The 13,992-nt window shown below is 52.5% G+C and carries 14 protein-coding genes and 1 pseudogene; 10 read left to right on the forward strand and 5 right to left on the reverse strand.

The window, feature by feature from the left end:
- Positions 1 to 12: 12 nt before the first annotated feature.
- Complete coding sequence (locus F7P81_RS06015; RefSeq protein WP_028233952.1) at positions 13 to 555, reverse strand: protease inhibitor Inh/omp19 family protein; 543 nt, start codon at positions 553 to 555, stop codon at positions 13 to 15.
- 568 nt (positions 556 to 1,123) lie between these two features.
- Between F7P81_RS06015 and dapF the strand changes: the two genes are divergently transcribed.
- From dapF to F7P81_RS17190, 6 genes and pseudogenes are all read left to right on the forward strand, one after another.
- The gene (dapF, locus tag F7P81_RS06020) at positions 1,124 to 2,008 is read left to right on the forward strand and encodes a diaminopimelate epimerase (protein ID WP_151158999.1); all 885 of its coding nucleotides are present in this window, start codon (positions 1,124 to 1,126) and stop codon (positions 2,006 to 2,008) included.
- Between the two features lie 2 nt (positions 2,009 to 2,010).
- Positions 2,011 to 3,291 carry a tRNA (N(6)-L-threonylcarbamoyladenosine(37)-C(2))-methylthiotransferase MtaB gene (gene mtaB / locus F7P81_RS06025; RefSeq protein ID WP_151158861.1) on the forward strand — a complete coding sequence of 427 codons (1,281 nt, stop codon included), beginning with the start codon at positions 2,011 to 2,013 and terminating at the stop codon, positions 3,289 to 3,291.
- A gap of 451 nt (positions 3,292 to 3,742) precedes the next feature.
- A pseudogene (gene ftsY, locus F7P81_RS06030) lies at positions 3,743 to 4,750 on the forward strand (signal recognition particle-docking protein FtsY); the annotation flags it as partial.
- Entirely contained in the window at positions 4,747 to 5,421 is a 675-nt protein-coding gene (locus F7P81_RS06035) for a septation protein A (protein WP_022712285.1), read from the forward strand. The pseudogene ftsY and the gene F7P81_RS06035, both read left to right, overlap by 4 nt.
- Before the next feature lie 15 nt (positions 5,422 to 5,436).
- Positions 5,437 to 6,201, forward strand: coding sequence for a hydroxyacylglutathione hydrolase (gene gloB, locus F7P81_RS06040; protein ID WP_151158863.1), 765 nt, complete (start codon positions 5,437 to 5,439; stop codon positions 6,199 to 6,201).
- 28 nt (positions 6,202 to 6,229) lie between these two features.
- A complete protein-coding gene (locus F7P81_RS17190) occupies positions 6,230 to 6,733 on the forward strand; it encodes a hypothetical protein (RefSeq protein WP_022712287.1) in 504 nt (167 codons plus the stop codon).
- A gap of 24 nt (positions 6,734 to 6,757) precedes the next feature.
- Here F7P81_RS17190 and F7P81_RS06050 read toward each other — a convergent pair whose 3' ends face one another.
- On the reverse strand, positions 6,758 to 7,606 hold the full coding sequence (locus F7P81_RS06050; protein WP_151158864.1) for a DUF3108 domain-containing protein: 849 nt from the start codon (positions 7,604 to 7,606) through the stop codon (positions 6,758 to 6,760).
- A gap of 337 nt (positions 7,607 to 7,943) precedes the next feature.
- Between F7P81_RS06050 and rpmB the strand changes: the two genes are divergently transcribed.
- Positions 7,944 to 8,237 (forward strand): 50S ribosomal protein L28, encoded by a 294-nt coding sequence (gene rpmB / locus F7P81_RS06055; RefSeq protein ID WP_022712289.1) that lies wholly within the window; start codon positions 7,944 to 7,946, stop codon positions 8,235 to 8,237.
- Positions 8,238 to 8,318: 81 nt separating this feature from the next.
- A complete protein-coding gene (locus F7P81_RS06060; protein ID WP_246176038.1) occupies positions 8,319 to 8,987 on the forward strand; it encodes a VUT family protein in 669 nt (222 codons plus the stop codon).
- Positions 8,988 to 9,065: 78 nt separating this feature from the next.
- Here F7P81_RS06060 and cobT read toward each other — a convergent pair whose 3' ends face one another.
- The 3 genes from cobT to F7P81_RS06075 form a co-directional block, all read right to left on the reverse strand.
- A complete protein-coding gene (gene cobT / locus F7P81_RS06065; protein WP_151158865.1) occupies positions 9,066 to 10,952 on the reverse strand; it encodes a cobaltochelatase subunit CobT in 1,887 nt (628 codons plus the stop codon).
- A gap of 94 nt (positions 10,953 to 11,046) precedes the next feature.
- Positions 11,047 to 12,033, reverse strand: coding sequence for a cobaltochelatase subunit CobS (cobS, locus tag F7P81_RS06070; RefSeq protein WP_022709759.1), 987 nt, complete (start codon positions 12,031 to 12,033; stop codon positions 11,047 to 11,049).
- 318 nt (positions 12,034 to 12,351) lie between these two features.
- Complete coding sequence (locus F7P81_RS06075) at positions 12,352 to 12,975, reverse strand: J domain-containing protein (protein WP_022709758.1); 624 nt, start codon at positions 12,973 to 12,975, stop codon at positions 12,352 to 12,354.
- A gap of 180 nt (positions 12,976 to 13,155) precedes the next feature.
- Here F7P81_RS06075 and F7P81_RS06080 point away from each other — a divergent pair, with 180 nt between their 5' ends.
- Complete coding sequence (locus F7P81_RS06080) at positions 13,156 to 13,485, forward strand: BolA family protein (protein WP_022709757.1); 330 nt, start codon at positions 13,156 to 13,158, stop codon at positions 13,483 to 13,485.
- Positions 13,486 to 13,687: 202 nt separating this feature from the next.
- Complete coding sequence (locus F7P81_RS06085) at positions 13,688 to 13,948, forward strand: DUF2798 domain-containing protein (RefSeq protein WP_022709756.1); 261 nt, start codon at positions 13,688 to 13,690, stop codon at positions 13,946 to 13,948.
- Positions 13,949 to 13,992 lie beyond the last annotated feature (44 nt).

The raw sequence follows: 13,992 nt of genomic DNA on the forward strand, positions 1-13,992 counted from the left end.
GTCAGCAAGTTTTTAGCGGGACAGGCTGATCGGCTGGCCGCCGGAAGTCTGACCGTCAAAGCGGCCGTCAGCAGATGAATAGAGCGAAGCTACAGTGCCGCCATTTGCATCATAGAGAACCAGCTGCTTGCCGTTGACCGACCATGAGGACAGGTTGGCGAGTTCACCCGGGCAACGCAGCGGACCCGCGCGGTAACCCTGACCGAATTTGGTCTGCGGGGTGGCAACTTTACAGCTCTGACCGGCAAGTGATGCATTCCACACACCAGCAACTTTGCCCGGTGTCAGGTCTACGGACGATGCAGGCGGCAGGCTGGCAACCTGTGTATTGCCCTGCGGCTGTGAATTCATATCATTCGGATTGGCTGGAAACTGCGATGCATTCACATCATTCAGCGATCCGGACTGAACCGATGTCGTCGGAGCAGGGCGCAAAGGAGCAGGCTGTGCCTGCGGGGGAGTGTTGCTGGCCATATTGTCAAAACGCGAACTCTGGCAACCGGCGAGAATGGTGGCAGCTGCAAGTCCGAGCAGGCCAATCTTAGAAACTCCCATACCCATCTCCTTGATAGTGTGGTTTCCGAAGCGGAATCTTTGAAACAGTTCCGTCCTCAGGTCAATATTGAGGCAAAATCCGCTGCACTTTAGACCATTTTGTAATCAAAAGGAATCATTGAACAAAAGGGAAATAAGTAGGATTGCACGATTTTACGGCTTCAGCCTTGTTTTAATCTGACAGGTTATGGCCTGACAATGTGAAAGCCTGTCTGGCAGCAAAATTTGAGCAGATTATGTTTTAAAGATAAACATATTTTACCGGCAGGCCAAGGCACGATCTGCCTCCAAGGCAGATTTCAGGCAAAAACGCATCACTGCTTTTCGAATCATTGGCACATATACTGGCAATTTGAGAGAAGTTCCGCCATATAGGCCTGTAAATGTATATCCGGAGTGCCTTGCGCAAAGTGTGAAGCGCTTTCAGGATGAGTTTTCAGGCAAAATCTTCGGATGCTGCCTGTTTTTCGTATCTCTGCGAACCGAATTTTGTCGATGTTCCGCATTAAGGCTGCTGATATGCCGTAACCGGAATATATCTTATAATTGTGAAACTATGTCTGTAGCTATGTCAGTTGATGCTGCTTTTGCCAAAATGAATGGCCTTGGCAATAAAATTATTGTGGCGGATATGCGCGGCCGGAGTGACCGGATCACGCCTGATGCTGCGCGCGCACTGAATGCTGATGCTGCGACCGGTTTTGACCAGATCATGGCGATCCATGATCCGAAAACGGCGGGTACGGATTATTATATCCGCATTATTAATTGCGATGGCAGTGAAGCGCAGGCTTGCGGCAATGGCACACGCTGTGTGGTGCAGGCACTTGCGGCGGAAACCGGCAAATCACAATTTACCTTTGAGACACTGGCAGGTTTGTTGCTGGCCGAGGAACTGCCGGATGGCCAGATCCGTGTGGATATGGGCAAGCCGCGTTTCGAATGGCAGGCTATTCCGCTTGCAGAAGAATTTCGTGATACCCGCATGATCGAATTGCAGATCGGGCCGATTGATGCACCGGTGCTGCATTCGCCGTCTGTGGCGTCGATGGGCAATCCTCATGCGATTTTCTGGGTGGATCAGGATGTCTGGTCCTATGAGCTGGATAAGTTCGGGCCATTGCTGGAAAATCATCCGATCTTTCCGGAAAAAGCAAATATTTCTATCGCGCAGGTTACAGGCAAAGACGAGCTGACCATCCGCACCTGGGAGCGTGGTGTTGGTCTGACACGGGCTTGTGGTTCTGCTGCCTGTGCCGCTGGTGTGTCGGCGGCACGCACACGCCGTACGGGGCGCAATGTAAAAGTCATTGTGCCGGGCGGGCCATTGCAGATCGACTGGCGCGATGATGATCATGTTTTAATGACAGGACCGGCTGAATGGGAGTTTTCGGGGCAGTTTGATCCGGCAACAGGTCTTTGGGCAAAAGACACAACAGCGGAAGGTGCCTGATTATGGCGGTTGAGGTTGTAACATTCGGCTGCCGGCTGAATACTTATGAATCCGAAGTGATGAAACGCGAAGCTGATGAGGCCGGTCTCGGTACATTGGAAAACGGCGCGATTATTTTCAACACCTGTGCGGTAACGGCGGAAGCGGTGCGTCAGGCACGCCAAGCCATTCGTAAAGCACGTCGGGATAATCCGGAAGCCCGTATTATTGTGACCGGTTGTGCAGCGCAGACCGGTGCTGATGATTTTGCGGCGATGGACGAGGTTGATCTGGTTCTCGGCAACGAAGAAAAACTGAAATCCAATTCTTATCGCATGTTGCCGGACTTTGGTGTGAACCAGTTCGAGAAGGTGCGCGTCAACGATATTATGGAAGTGCGCGAAACCGCCAGCCATATGGTGGATGCGATTGAAGGCCGTGCCCGTGCTTTTGTACAGGTGCAGAATGGCTGTGATCATCGCTGCACTTTCTGCATTATTCCCTATGGCCGTGGTAATTCCCGCTCTGTCCCGATGGGCGGTGTGGTTGAGCAGGTCAAGAGACTGGTCGGCAACGGCTATGCCGAAGTGGTGCTGACTGGCGTGGACATGACCTCCTACGGGCCTGATCTGCCGGGCAATTTACGTCTCGGCAAACTTGTGAAAACCGTTTTGGCGCAGGTACCGGATTTGCAGCGTCTGCGTTTATCTTCCATCGATTCGATTGAGGCGGATGAAGACCTGATGGAAGCGCTGGCTAATGAAAAACGCCTGATGCCGCATCTGCATCTCTCATTGCAGTCCGGGGATAATATGATCCTCAAGCGGATGAAGCGTCGTCATTTACGCGATGACTCCATCCGTTTCTGCGAAGATGTGCGCAAGCTGCGTCCTGATGCCGTATTTGGTGCGGATATTATCGCCGGTTTCCCGACCGAGACGGAAGAGATGTTCCAGAATTCTATCCGTATTGTCGAAGAATGCGGCCTCAGCCATTTGCATGTTTTCCCTTACAGTCCGCGTGAAGGCACGCCTGCCGCACGCATGCCGCAATTGCGTCGTGAGGTGATTAAGGAACGCGCTGCCCGTCTGCGTGTTGCCGGTGATGCGGCTTATCGCCTGCATCTGGAAAGTCTCAAAGGCACCGTGCAGAATATTCTGGTAGAACGTGGTGGCTTAGGTCGGACTGAAGGCTTTACACTGACTGGGCTGGATACACAGGATCTGACAGCAGGACAGATTGTCAGCCGCGTGATCTCCGGTCATGATGGGGACAAGCTGCTGGCTGTTCCGCAAAATATCTGATTATCATTCGAAAATAAGAAGCGCTGTATTCATGGCTATGGGTTTTATAAAAAAGATTTTTTCTTTCGGCAAAAAGGAAGAGGTATCTTCCGCTCCGTCAGAGGAAGTCCTGTCGCCTTTAGCGGAAGAGGGCGCACCGGTTGCAGCAGAACACACGCCTGTTGAACCGCATCATGAGACTGTGCTGGAAAAGATCGAAGACCTGCTTTCCCAGCCTGTCATCGCTGATCCGGCGACGATTGAACTGAAACCGGTTTATGATACGCCGGAGCCGGATGAGACCGACCTTGAAGAGAAGCTGCAGGCGGAAGAGCCGCCTCACGAGACTTTTCTGGAAAAGGTTGAGGAACTGCTTTCCCAACCGGTGATTGCTGATCCGGCAACCATTGAGCTGACACCGGTCTATCCTGAAGCCGAGCCTGAAATTACCGATGCTGATGCGGAAGTGGTTCCTGCGCCAAAACCGGTAAAGGTGACAGTCAGCAAGTCGGTTGAGGCAAAACAGGAACCAGTAGTCGTTGAAGCCGAACCGGAAAAGAAACTGTCATGGTTTGAGCGGCTGCGCAGCGGTTTGTCGCGCTCTTCACAGCAGTTGGGCGACTCCATCGGCGGCATTTTCACCAAGCGCAAACTGGATGAAGACACACTTCAGGAACTGGAAGATGTGCTGATTCAGGCTGATCTTGGTCTGGAAACCGCGATGCGTATCACAGACAGCCTGTCTTCGGGTCGTTATGGCAAAGATATTTCGACCGATGAAGTGCGCCGCATTATGCGCTCCGAGATCGAAAAAGTTCTGGTGCCCGTGGCGAAGCCTCTGGAACTTGACCTGTCGCACAAGCCGCATGTCATTCTTGTGGTTGGTGTGAATGGTACCGGTAAAACCACAACAATCGGCAAGCTGGCGGCAAAACTGACCGCAGGCGGATTGAAAGTGATGCTGGCAGCAGGCGATACATTCCGCGCCGCAGCGATTGAGCAATTGCATATCTGGGGCGAGCGTACCGGTTCACCGGTTGTGTCATCCAAGCTTGGTGCCGATGCTGCCGGTCTGGCATATGACGCATGGCAGCAGGCCAAAGATGCCGGCAGCGACGTGCTGATTATTGATACGGCAGGGCGCTTGCAGAACAAAGCCGAGCTGATGGATGAGTTGGCTAAAATTGTGCGCGTGCTTGGTAAACATGATCCGGAAGCGCCGCATACAGTGTTGCAGACGCTGGATGCTACCACCGGTCAGAATGCGCTTAATCAGGTTGAAATTTTCAAAAATATTGCCGGTGTGAACGGCTTGGTCATGACCAAGCTCGACGGTTCCGCACGCGGCGGTATTCTAGTGGCGATTGCCGCCAAACATAAATTGCCGGTCTATTTTGTCGGTGTCGGTGAACAGATTGATGATCTTGAGCCGTTTACGGCACAGGATTTTGCCGGAGCGATTGCAGGAGAAGCACGATGAACGATCATATTTTTGAGCGCGATCCGTCTGACCCGCAACGCAAGGAAGTGCCGCCGCTGTTAAAACTGGCACTGGAACTCGGGCCTTTGCTGGTGTTCTTTTTTGCCAATTCGCGCGGTGAGTGGCTGGTTGAGCGTTTTCCGGTTCTGGCACAGATCGGTCAGCCGATTTTTATTGCAACGGCCTTGTTTATGGCCGCCACTGTGATTGCGCTGGTTGTATCATGGATCATGACACGCAGCCTGCCGATCATGCCGCTGGTTTCGGGTATTGTGGTGCTGGTTTTCGGCGCGCTGACGCTGTGGCTGCACAATGATACTTTCATAAAAATGAAACCAACCATTGTTAACAGCCTGTTCGGTGCGATTCTGCTGGGCGGTCTGCTGTTTGGCAAAGCTTTGCTCGGCTATGTCTTCGATCAGGCTTTCAAGCTGGATGCGGAAGGCTGGCGTAAGCTGACATTGCGCTGGGGTTTGTTTTTCTTCGTGCTGGCTGTGATTAATGAAGTTGTATGGCGGAATTTTCCGACCGATACATGGGTCACATTCAAAGTGTGGGGCGTCATGCCGCTGACCATTGCTTTTACAATGTTCCAGCTGCCATTGATAAAAAAACATTCTCTGGTGCCATGGGGCACAGAGGATGACGCAGCATCGGCGGATAAAAAATAATCGGGAGCGAAACGGATGGCTCGTCTTGAAATTGAACAGTTCTATTGTCGCGAAGATAATTTCGGTGTTCTGATTCATGATCCGGAAACGGGACTGACAGCATCAATTGATGCGCCGGAAGAACTGGCAATCCGTTCGGCTTTGGCGCGTCGCGGCTGGAAGCTCGATTATATTTTTACGACCCATCATCATCTCGATCATGTCGATGCGAATGAAGCATTGAAACGCATCTATGGTGCACAGATCACAGGACCCGCAGCGGAAAAGATTCCGGGTGCGGATCGCGGCGTGAAAGACAGTGACAGGTTTCAATTCGGCTCGTTTGAAGTGCAGGTGATTTCTACACCCGGTCATACGGCCGGAGAGGTGAGCTATTATCTGCCGCAGGCAAAAGTTGCTTTTACGGGCGATACATTATTCGCGCTGGGTTGCGGACGCCTGTTTGAAGGCACACCGGCAGATATGTATGCATCGCTGCAAAAGCTGGCTTTGCTGCCGGTTGATACAAAAGTCTATTGCGGGCACGAATATACGCTGAATAATCTGCGTTTCGCGCTCGATGTTGACGGTACCAATCCGGCATTGAAAGAGCGCGGTCGTGAGATTGAGCGGCTGCGGGCGGAAGGTCTGCCGACCCTGCCAACCAGTATCGGGCTGGAAATGGCCACCAATCCGTTCTTGCGCGTGCATGACAGTGCAGTGCGCAAACAGCTTGGGATGGAAGATGCCAGCGAGTTGCAGGTTTTTGCGGAACTGCGTAAACGCAAAGATCATTTTTGACAAAAGCCGTTTGAGGCAAAGGTATAGTATGGTTTGTCTGTTCCGCCGTCCGGCTGTTACAATTATCGCCGGTTCTTTTCTCGCAGCGGGTTTTTTCGCTGTTATGCCTTTGACCGGTCATGCGGCATTTGCGCAGAGCTTTTCGGAAGTGGCCAAACCGGAAGTGCCGGCGGAAGTGAATAATTATCCGCTTGATGAGAAGTTTCTGACCAAGATGGAAGCCGCACAGGCCGAGCTCAACACCATGGATATGTCCGGCAGCGGTGATGATGAGGCCGGAACCGGCGATCATTCACCAAAGGCGCTGGCTGCCCGTATTGAAAAGCAGCCGAAAGTGATGGCTGTGCTCGAAAAACACGGCCTGACCGCGCAGGATTATATTTACGGCTATTTCGCTCTGGTCAGCAGTGTAAGCGCTGTGGAATCTGAAAATGAAGAACAGCTTGTTGATGAATTAAAGGGCATCAATCCGGCGCATATCACTTTCGGCAAACAATATATTGACCGTATCCATAAGCTTCTTGGCGAATAATTGACGCTCTGGGCATATTGCTAATCATTTCGTCTGCTCGAAACGTGTTGCGCGGACTTTAACCGTGCCGATCTGTGTGCCGACACTGGCGGCCACAGGGGCGTAAATTCCCGCACCCTGTTTATCCGTATTCAGCGAGGCAAAGCTGATAGTGATTTTGCTTTTGTCCGCCAGATAGCGCACGGATTTCTTGTCTTTTTCATAGCCGGAGACAGGGACAAATTTAGCATTGCAGGTGATTGCAGTGCCGTCGAAATCTTTGATCGAAAAGGCCTCAGTTCCTGCCGGACTTAACCGGATCTGCGCGCGTGTCTGCCCGTCAAAGATCTGTAATGTCCGGTTACAGACTGCTGCGGAAGTGGGGCTGGTAATCATCATCGCGCTGATCGGATCAAAGACTGCTTTCAGATCATCGGGGCGGGTTTCCACCCACGGATCATTTTTCCGGATCGGCGGCTGATTGTCGAAAGCGCTGACAGAACCGTTTTTGAAGCTGATAGCTGTACGCTTGTGTTTTTTACCGCTGCGATAGGTGGTGAGATAAGAAACGGGCTGAACAGCGGCGGCAGTGCCTTGCTTGCGCATATTGCCATTAATGGCGATGGAGCCTTTGGTACTGTCAAAAATACGGGCAACACCGGAGCTGTGAAAACTTCCGTCGAGTGCGTAGGCATTATTCGTGATTCTGGTGTTCAGTTCGGAACGCGCGATTGTTATGCCGAAAACGGAAATACCATATTCCGTGCGGTAGCCGGAATCAGCGGCAAAAGCGGTAGCGGGCATTACGGAGAGGGCAGTGAGAATTGCTGCTGCAAATATCCGGTTCTGATCGGTTGCGGTATGGATTCTTGCAGCCTTGTCCGTAAACATCATTCAGATCTCCCTGAGACTCACCTGAGCGGATAATGTGCAGCACCCAGTCTGAAAATGCAGAACTGGTGACTTTTGTGCCCGCTATTTGTATGATAAAAGCGGCAAAATGCAGTCAATGACAGTCAATTCCTTGTCATTCCTGCAATTGAACCCGTAATCAGCTTGAAACGGCTTGACGGGAAGGGCTGCTTTCACTATAGAAACCCGACTTTCCCAATGGGCCGCTGTCCGATATTGCGCGCCGCGACATATCAATCACGGATTGATTATGATAGTAGCGAAGACGGTATCGGATATTTGTGCCGGGGCCTGAAACAGAATTTTGAAGGTGAGACCAATGTCCCGCGCTTGTGAACTGACCGGTAAAGCGGTCCTCTACGGCAACAATGTAAGCCATGCGAACAACAAGTCGCGTCGCCGTTATTTGCCAAATCTTTGCAATGTAACCCTGATGTCCGATGCAATGGGCCAGAGCTACCGTCTGCGCGTTACTGCGCATGCGCTGCGTACTGTTGAGCATCGCGGTGGTCTGGATGCATTCCTTGCGAAAGCTTCTGACAATGAACTGTCACAGCGCGCACGTCTGCTGAAGCGTCAGGTTGCCAAGAAACTGGCCGAAGCTGCTGCTTAATAGCTTTTACGGCTGAATTTAGTTTTGCTAAAGGCCGGTTCGTCCGGCCTTTTTGCTGGTTCCATTACCCAGGATAAAAAAATGCCTCTACAGCATAATTCCGCTATTAAAGCGTTGATTTTTCCCGTTCTGGCCATGTGTGCGGCCGTCGCCGCCTCCAATATCCTTGTGCAATATCCGGTTCATTATTTCGGTTTGCAGGATATTCTTACCTATGGCGCATTCACTTATCCGTTTGCCTTTCTGGTCAATGATCTGACCAACCGCCGCTTTGGCCCGCAGCGCGCCCGTCAGGTCGTTTATGCCGGTTTTGCGCTGGGTGTTATCATGTCGATCTGGCTTGCAAGCCCGCGCCTTGCTGTGGCCTCAGGAAGTGCGTTCCTGTTCGCACAATTGCTGGATATCAGTGTGTTCAGCCGTTTGCGTCGTTTGCGCTGGTGGAAAGCACCGCTGGCGGCAGCACTTTGCGGTTCTGTGCTGGATACAATCCTGTTCTTCTCGCTGGCTTTTGCCGCACCGTTCAGCATGCTTGATACGGCTTTCGGGCTGGCTGACAGCTCTATGACCGATCAGGTGCAGTGGTTTGGCCTTGCAATGCCGCTGTGGCTGTCTCTGGCGCTTGGTGACTTTGGTATCAAGGTTCTGATGAGTGTGGTGATGCTGGTGCCTTACGGAGCGATTCTGGCACTGTTTGCCCCGTCAATCTATGGCGCCGGCAAATCTGACGCTGCTAAACCGGCTATCCGGTAAGCACCTGCAGAGCAAGCCCATTAAAAAAGCCTCCCGAAGAGATCATCCTCGGGAGGCTTTTTTATTCAGCTTTGCAAATCAGCGCCGTGCTGTCCGGGCTTTGGGCTGATCCTGATCGTCAAACAGCGAGGCGAGCTGCTCGGTCATTGCGCCGGCCAGTTCTTCCGCGTCAACAATGGTCACCGCACGCTGGTAGTAGCGGGTCACATCGTGGCCGATACCAATCGCAATCAGCTCAATCGGTGAGCGGTTTTCGATTTCATCAATCACTGCACGCAAATGACGTTCCAGATAATTGCCCGGATTAACCGACAGGGTCGAATCATCAACCGGCGCACCATCGGAAATCACCATCAGGATTTTGCGCTGTTCAGGACGGCCGAGCAGACGGTTATGCGCCCACATCAGCGCTTCACCGTCGATATTCTCTTTCAGCAGGCCTTCACGCATCATCAGGCCGAGATTGCGTCGTGCGCGACGCCAAGGGGCATCAGCGCCTTTATAAACGATATGGCGCAGATCATTGAGGCGGCCCGGCTGGGCAGGTTTGCCGCGATCGAGCCATGCTTCACGGGACTGGCCGCCTTTCCATGCTTTGGTGGTAAAGCCGAGAATCTCAACCTTTACACCGCAGCGTTCCAGCGTGCGTGCCAGAATATCGGCGCAGGTGGCAGCCACAGTAATCGGGCGTCCGCGCATCGAGCCGGAATTGTCGATAATCAGGCTCACAACCGTATCGCGGAAATTGGTATCGCGTTCGGTTTTGAAAGACAGCGGCTGAGTCGGGTCAATCACCACACGCACCAGCTTGGCGCTGTCGAGATGACCTTCTTCCAGATCAAACAGCCATGAGCGGTTTTGCTGCGCCATCAGACGGCGCTGCAGACGGTTGGCGAGACGTCCGACAACGCCTTGCAAATTCGCCAGCTGCTTGTCGAGGAAACCACGCAGACGATCCAGTTCCGCATCATCGCAGAGATCGGTTGCTTCTACGATCTCGTCAAATTCACGGGTGAAAACTTTATAGTCATGATGCTTGTCGAAATCGGAAAACGGCTGGTTAGACCGGCGCGCTTCGCCCGGTGTTTCCGCATCTTCCTCTTCACCGTCATCAGCATCTTCATAGGCGGCATCTTCAGCTTCCAGATCACCGCGCTCACGGTCATCATTGGTGTCTTCAGAACTGTCGCCGTCGCCGGACTGGTTTTCTGCATCTTCTTCCGATGCACCTTCCTGCGATTCTTCCGGATCAGCCTGTTCTTCCTGCTGGCTTTCCTCGTCATCACTCTCGGATGGTTCGGCCAGTTCTTCAGCCATATCCAGTGCAACCAGCATTTCACGCACCAGACGGGCATAATCCTGCTGGCTGTTCAGACGGTCGCCGAGTGTTTCGAGGCGGTCGCCGATTTTGTCTTCAATCCAGTCGCGCCACAGCTCAACAACATTGCCTGCCTGTACAGGCGGACGGTAGCCGGTGAGTTTTTCACGAACCAGAAGGGAGATGGCTTCTTCAATCGGCGCATCATCGCGCGAGGTAATCGCGGAATAATTGGCGCGGCTATATTTGTCAGCCAGCATGGCCGACAGATTACTGGCCACGCCTTCCATAGCCAGAGCGCCGATCGCTTCAACACGAGCCTGTTCTACGGCGTCATAAATAGCGCGGGCTTGGCTCCCCTGCGGTGCAAGCTGCGCATGAATGCGCGGATCATGGCGCGCATGACGCAGCGCCATCGAGTCACCAAGACCACGGATTATGGAAATATCTTCTGCAGTCGGGCGCTTTGGCAGATCCGGCAGACGGGCATGATTGCCGGTCAGTGCCGGACGGTCATGGCTGAAGCCGACCTCAAATTCATTGCTGCCGGCGATTGCACGCACACAGGCTGTGACCGCGCGTTTGAAAGGTTCGGAATCGACCGGACCTTTAGGACGTTCGCGTGTGTTATCGCCGGGGCCTGCCATGATGAAACTGCCTTATATCAGAAGAACTTAACCTTGTTTCGCTGTCTTAATGAAGCGAGAGCGCCCCTGTGATGACAGGGACGCTTTGTGCGTTTTATGCAAGCACGACATTAACTGCGGATTCAGGCAGTTCCTGTCCGAAAGCACGCTGGTAGAACTCAGCAACAATCGGGCGCTCCAGCTCGTCGCATTTGTTCAGGAAGGTTAAGCGGAATGCAAAGCCGACATCGGTGAAAATATTGGCATTTTCGGACCATGTAATCACAGTACGCGGGCTCATAACGGTCGACAGATCGCCATTGATGAAAGCCTGACGGGTCATATCGGCAACGCGAACCATTTTCGAGACGATCTCACGGCCTTCCGCATTCTGGTAATGCTTGGACTTGGCGAGAATGATCTCAACTTCATTGTCATGCGGCAGATAGTTCAGCGTGGTGACGATCGACCAACGGTCCATCTGCGCCTGATTGATCTGCTGGGTGCCGTGGTAAAGACCGGTGGTGTCACCGAGACCGACAGTGTTCGCGGTTGCAAACATGCGGAATGCCGGATGCGGGTTGATAACGCGGCTCTGATCGAGCAGGGTCAGACGGCCGGACGATTCCAGAACACGCTGGATAACGAACATCACGTCCGGACGACCGGCATCATATTCGTCGAACACCAGAGCAACATTGTTCTGATAGGCCCATGGCAGAATACCGTCTTTGAATTCGGTAACCTGCATACCGTCTTTGACGACGATGGCATCTTTACCGATCAGATCAATACGGCTGACATGGCTGTCGAGGTTAACGCGAACACATGGCCAGTTCAGACGGGCTGCAACCTGTTCAATATGGGTGGATTTACCGGTGCCGTGATAGCCGGAGACCATAACGCGGCGGTTATAGGCAAAGCCGGCGAGAATCGCCAAGGTTGTCTGGCGGTCAAAAATGTAATCCGGATCTGCATCCGGTACATGCGGATCTTTTTTGCTGTAAGCGGGCACGATCATATCGGAATCAATCCCGAACACGTCACGCACCGATACAGTTGTGTCCGGCATATTGTTTATGTCGAGATCAACCTTGCTCATCATGCCTCCTGAGCGGCGCCTGCATGCCGCTGTATCATCATATGTTCAGAGAGCCTTTCCCTTTTCCTGCAGCGGAAAACCCCTCTATCGCTTTCTGTTCGTCTTGGCTCAGTTCTTCCGGCACAAACAGTTCCGGTTTTTGCTGAAACTGTCTGAAGTGCTGTGCCGGTGTAGTTGTTTCGGCAGGTTAACAGGGAACGAAAGTTTTTTGCTTCCGTAATTTCCCTTTGTTCCCTGCAAATAATCTTTGTTTTACCGCATGTCTTTCACCCAAAACCGGTATCCGTTTTCGGGCGGCATGCTTTAGTCTTTGCCTGTTTAGCAAAAACCTGCGGTCTTTAGCAATTGATAAGCTTGCACAACTTCGCGGAAACGTTCTTCCGAACCGCGATCGCCGCCATTGGCGTCCGGATGATGCTGCTTTACCAGCTCTTTATAGCGCGATTTGATCGCGTCGCTGGTCGAATTTGCCGCAATGCCCAGGGTTGCAAAAGCCTTGGATTCGAGCGGACGCGGGCGTCTGGTCGGGGTTGCAGCTTCCGCACGGGCGCGTGTTTGTTCAAAGAGGTTCAGCGGATCACGGATCTTATTGTGATAGGCTGCCGTGCCTGAACGCATACGGGCAAATTGCGGGGCTGACTGGCGCGAAGTGGAGTTTTTGGTAGTTGTCCATGTCGGACGGTCACCAACGGCCGCATTCTTCTGGAACTTGGCGATTTCCTCATCGCTAAGACCGGAGAAAGCATTGAAGTTTTTATTATATTCGCGGACGTGATCCAGACAGAAGTGCAGATAAAGGCCTTCACGCGCACCGCCCGCAGGCGCTTTGTGTGTTCCGGTTTCTTCGCATCCTTCCCACTGGCACTGCGGGCCAGCCGGTTTTTTGTCTTCCTTGCGGGAACGGATACGGATGCTGTCAAAAAATTTTGAATTCGTTGCCATGATATCAATATTACGGGGTCAGATCTGATGATACAAGAATTGACATTTCACGACGCATGACCGAACCCTGCGGGGCCGAGAGTCGAAGCAGACGTGAAATCGGGATTTAGCTGCATTATGTATACCGGAATGGTAACGCATGCACATAACATAGTCCCTATATGGGGGCAGGAGATCAGAATGTCTATTCCTTTGACGCGTCAAGAACGGATTACCGCAAAACTATCTGAGGCTTTTCAGCCTGTGTTGCTTGATGTCATCAATGAAAGTCATCTTCATGCCGGTCATCATCACACAGACGGCGGTCATGAGGAAGTGTTCGACGGTACCGGTGAAACACATTACCGCGTTATAATTGTGGCAGAGGCTTTTACAGGTTTGAGCCGCGTTGACCGTCATCGTGCGATCAATGCGCAGCTGGATGAAGAATTGCAGAGCGGTCTGCATGCGATTGCGCTGGAACCGAGCGCACCGGGGGAGCCGACCCGCCGTACCCGCAAACCGGCCTGATTATTCAAAACAAGTAACCGCAGACTTCCGGTTACTTGTTTCCTTTGTCATCTGCTGTTATGAGGCAGCAGTGAGCTTTTGGCTCTTCCGTAAGCGTTTAACGTTAAGCAACGCATCCATGCCGGTCTTACACCGGACAAGCTCCTGTCTCGGGCGGGAGGGATGTGCTGATGTGTAAGACCGCAAATTTACGGAAATGATTATGCAATCTTCCAAATCTGTTCCTGCTTTTCCGAAGCTTCCGGCACGTTACATTCCGGTTGTGATGCCTTTTATTCTCTCTGTCCTGATGACTTTTGTTGTGTCTCTGATTGCCACACTGAAAAATCTCGGGTTCAGGGCTGATCTTTTATCGCACTGGATGCCCGCATGGGGGCTGTCGTGGATCGTGGCATTTCCGGTGTTGTTGCTGGTGCTGCCGCTGGTACGGCGGCTCGTCGGCATTGTGTGCCACAAGCCATAAGGGCTTAAACAAAAACCGCTCGCAAAACTCATTTGCGAGCGGTT

Source organism: Pseudochrobactrum saccharolyticum, from assembly GCF_008801715.1.
Taxonomy (GTDB): Bacteria; Pseudomonadota; Alphaproteobacteria; order Rhizobiales; family Rhizobiaceae; genus Pseudochrobactrum; species Pseudochrobactrum saccharolyticum.

Excerpts from the sequence above, each read along its gene's own strand:
- F7P81_RS06015 (WP_028233952.1), bottom strand. The coding sequence starts at position 555 with ATGGGAGTTTCTAAGATTGGCCTGCTCGGACTTGCAGCTGCCACCATT.
- dapF (WP_151158999.1), top strand. The coding sequence starts at position 1,124 with ATGTCAGTTGATGCTGCTTTTGCCAAAATGAATGGCCTTGGCAATAAA.
- mtaB (WP_151158861.1), top strand. The coding sequence starts at position 2,011 with ATGGCGGTTGAGGTTGTAACATTCGGCTGCCGGCTGAATACTTATGAA.
- F7P81_RS06035 (WP_022712285.1), top strand. The coding sequence starts at position 4,747 with ATGAACGATCATATTTTTGAGCGCGATCCGTCTGACCCGCAACGCAAG.
- gloB (WP_151158863.1), top strand. The coding sequence starts at position 5,437 with ATGGCTCGTCTTGAAATTGAACAGTTCTATTGTCGCGAAGATAATTTC.
- F7P81_RS17190 (WP_022712287.1), top strand. The coding sequence starts at position 6,230 with ATGGTTTGTCTGTTCCGCCGTCCGGCTGTTACAATTATCGCCGGTTCT.
- F7P81_RS06050 (WP_151158864.1), bottom strand. The coding sequence starts at position 7,606 with ATGATGTTTACGGACAAGGCTGCAAGAATCCATACCGCAACCGATCAG.
- rpmB (WP_022712289.1), top strand. The coding sequence starts at position 7,944 with ATGTCCCGCGCTTGTGAACTGACCGGTAAAGCGGTCCTCTACGGCAAC.
- F7P81_RS06060 (WP_246176038.1), top strand. The coding sequence starts at position 8,319 with ATGCCTCTACAGCATAATTCCGCTATTAAAGCGTTGATTTTTCCCGTT.
- cobT (WP_151158865.1), bottom strand. The coding sequence starts at position 10,952 with ATGGCAGGCCCCGGCGATAACACACGCGAACGTCCTAAAGGTCCGGTC.
- cobS (WP_022709759.1), bottom strand. The coding sequence starts at position 12,033 with ATGAGCAAGGTTGATCTCGACATAAACAATATGCCGGACACAACTGTA.
- F7P81_RS06075 (WP_022709758.1), bottom strand. The coding sequence starts at position 12,975 with ATGGCAACGAATTCAAAATTTTTTGACAGCATCCGTATCCGTTCCCGC.
- F7P81_RS06080 (WP_022709757.1), top strand. The coding sequence starts at position 13,156 with ATGTCTATTCCTTTGACGCGTCAAGAACGGATTACCGCAAAACTATCT.
- F7P81_RS06085 (WP_022709756.1), top strand. The coding sequence starts at position 13,688 with ATGCAATCTTCCAAATCTGTTCCTGCTTTTCCGAAGCTTCCGGCACGT.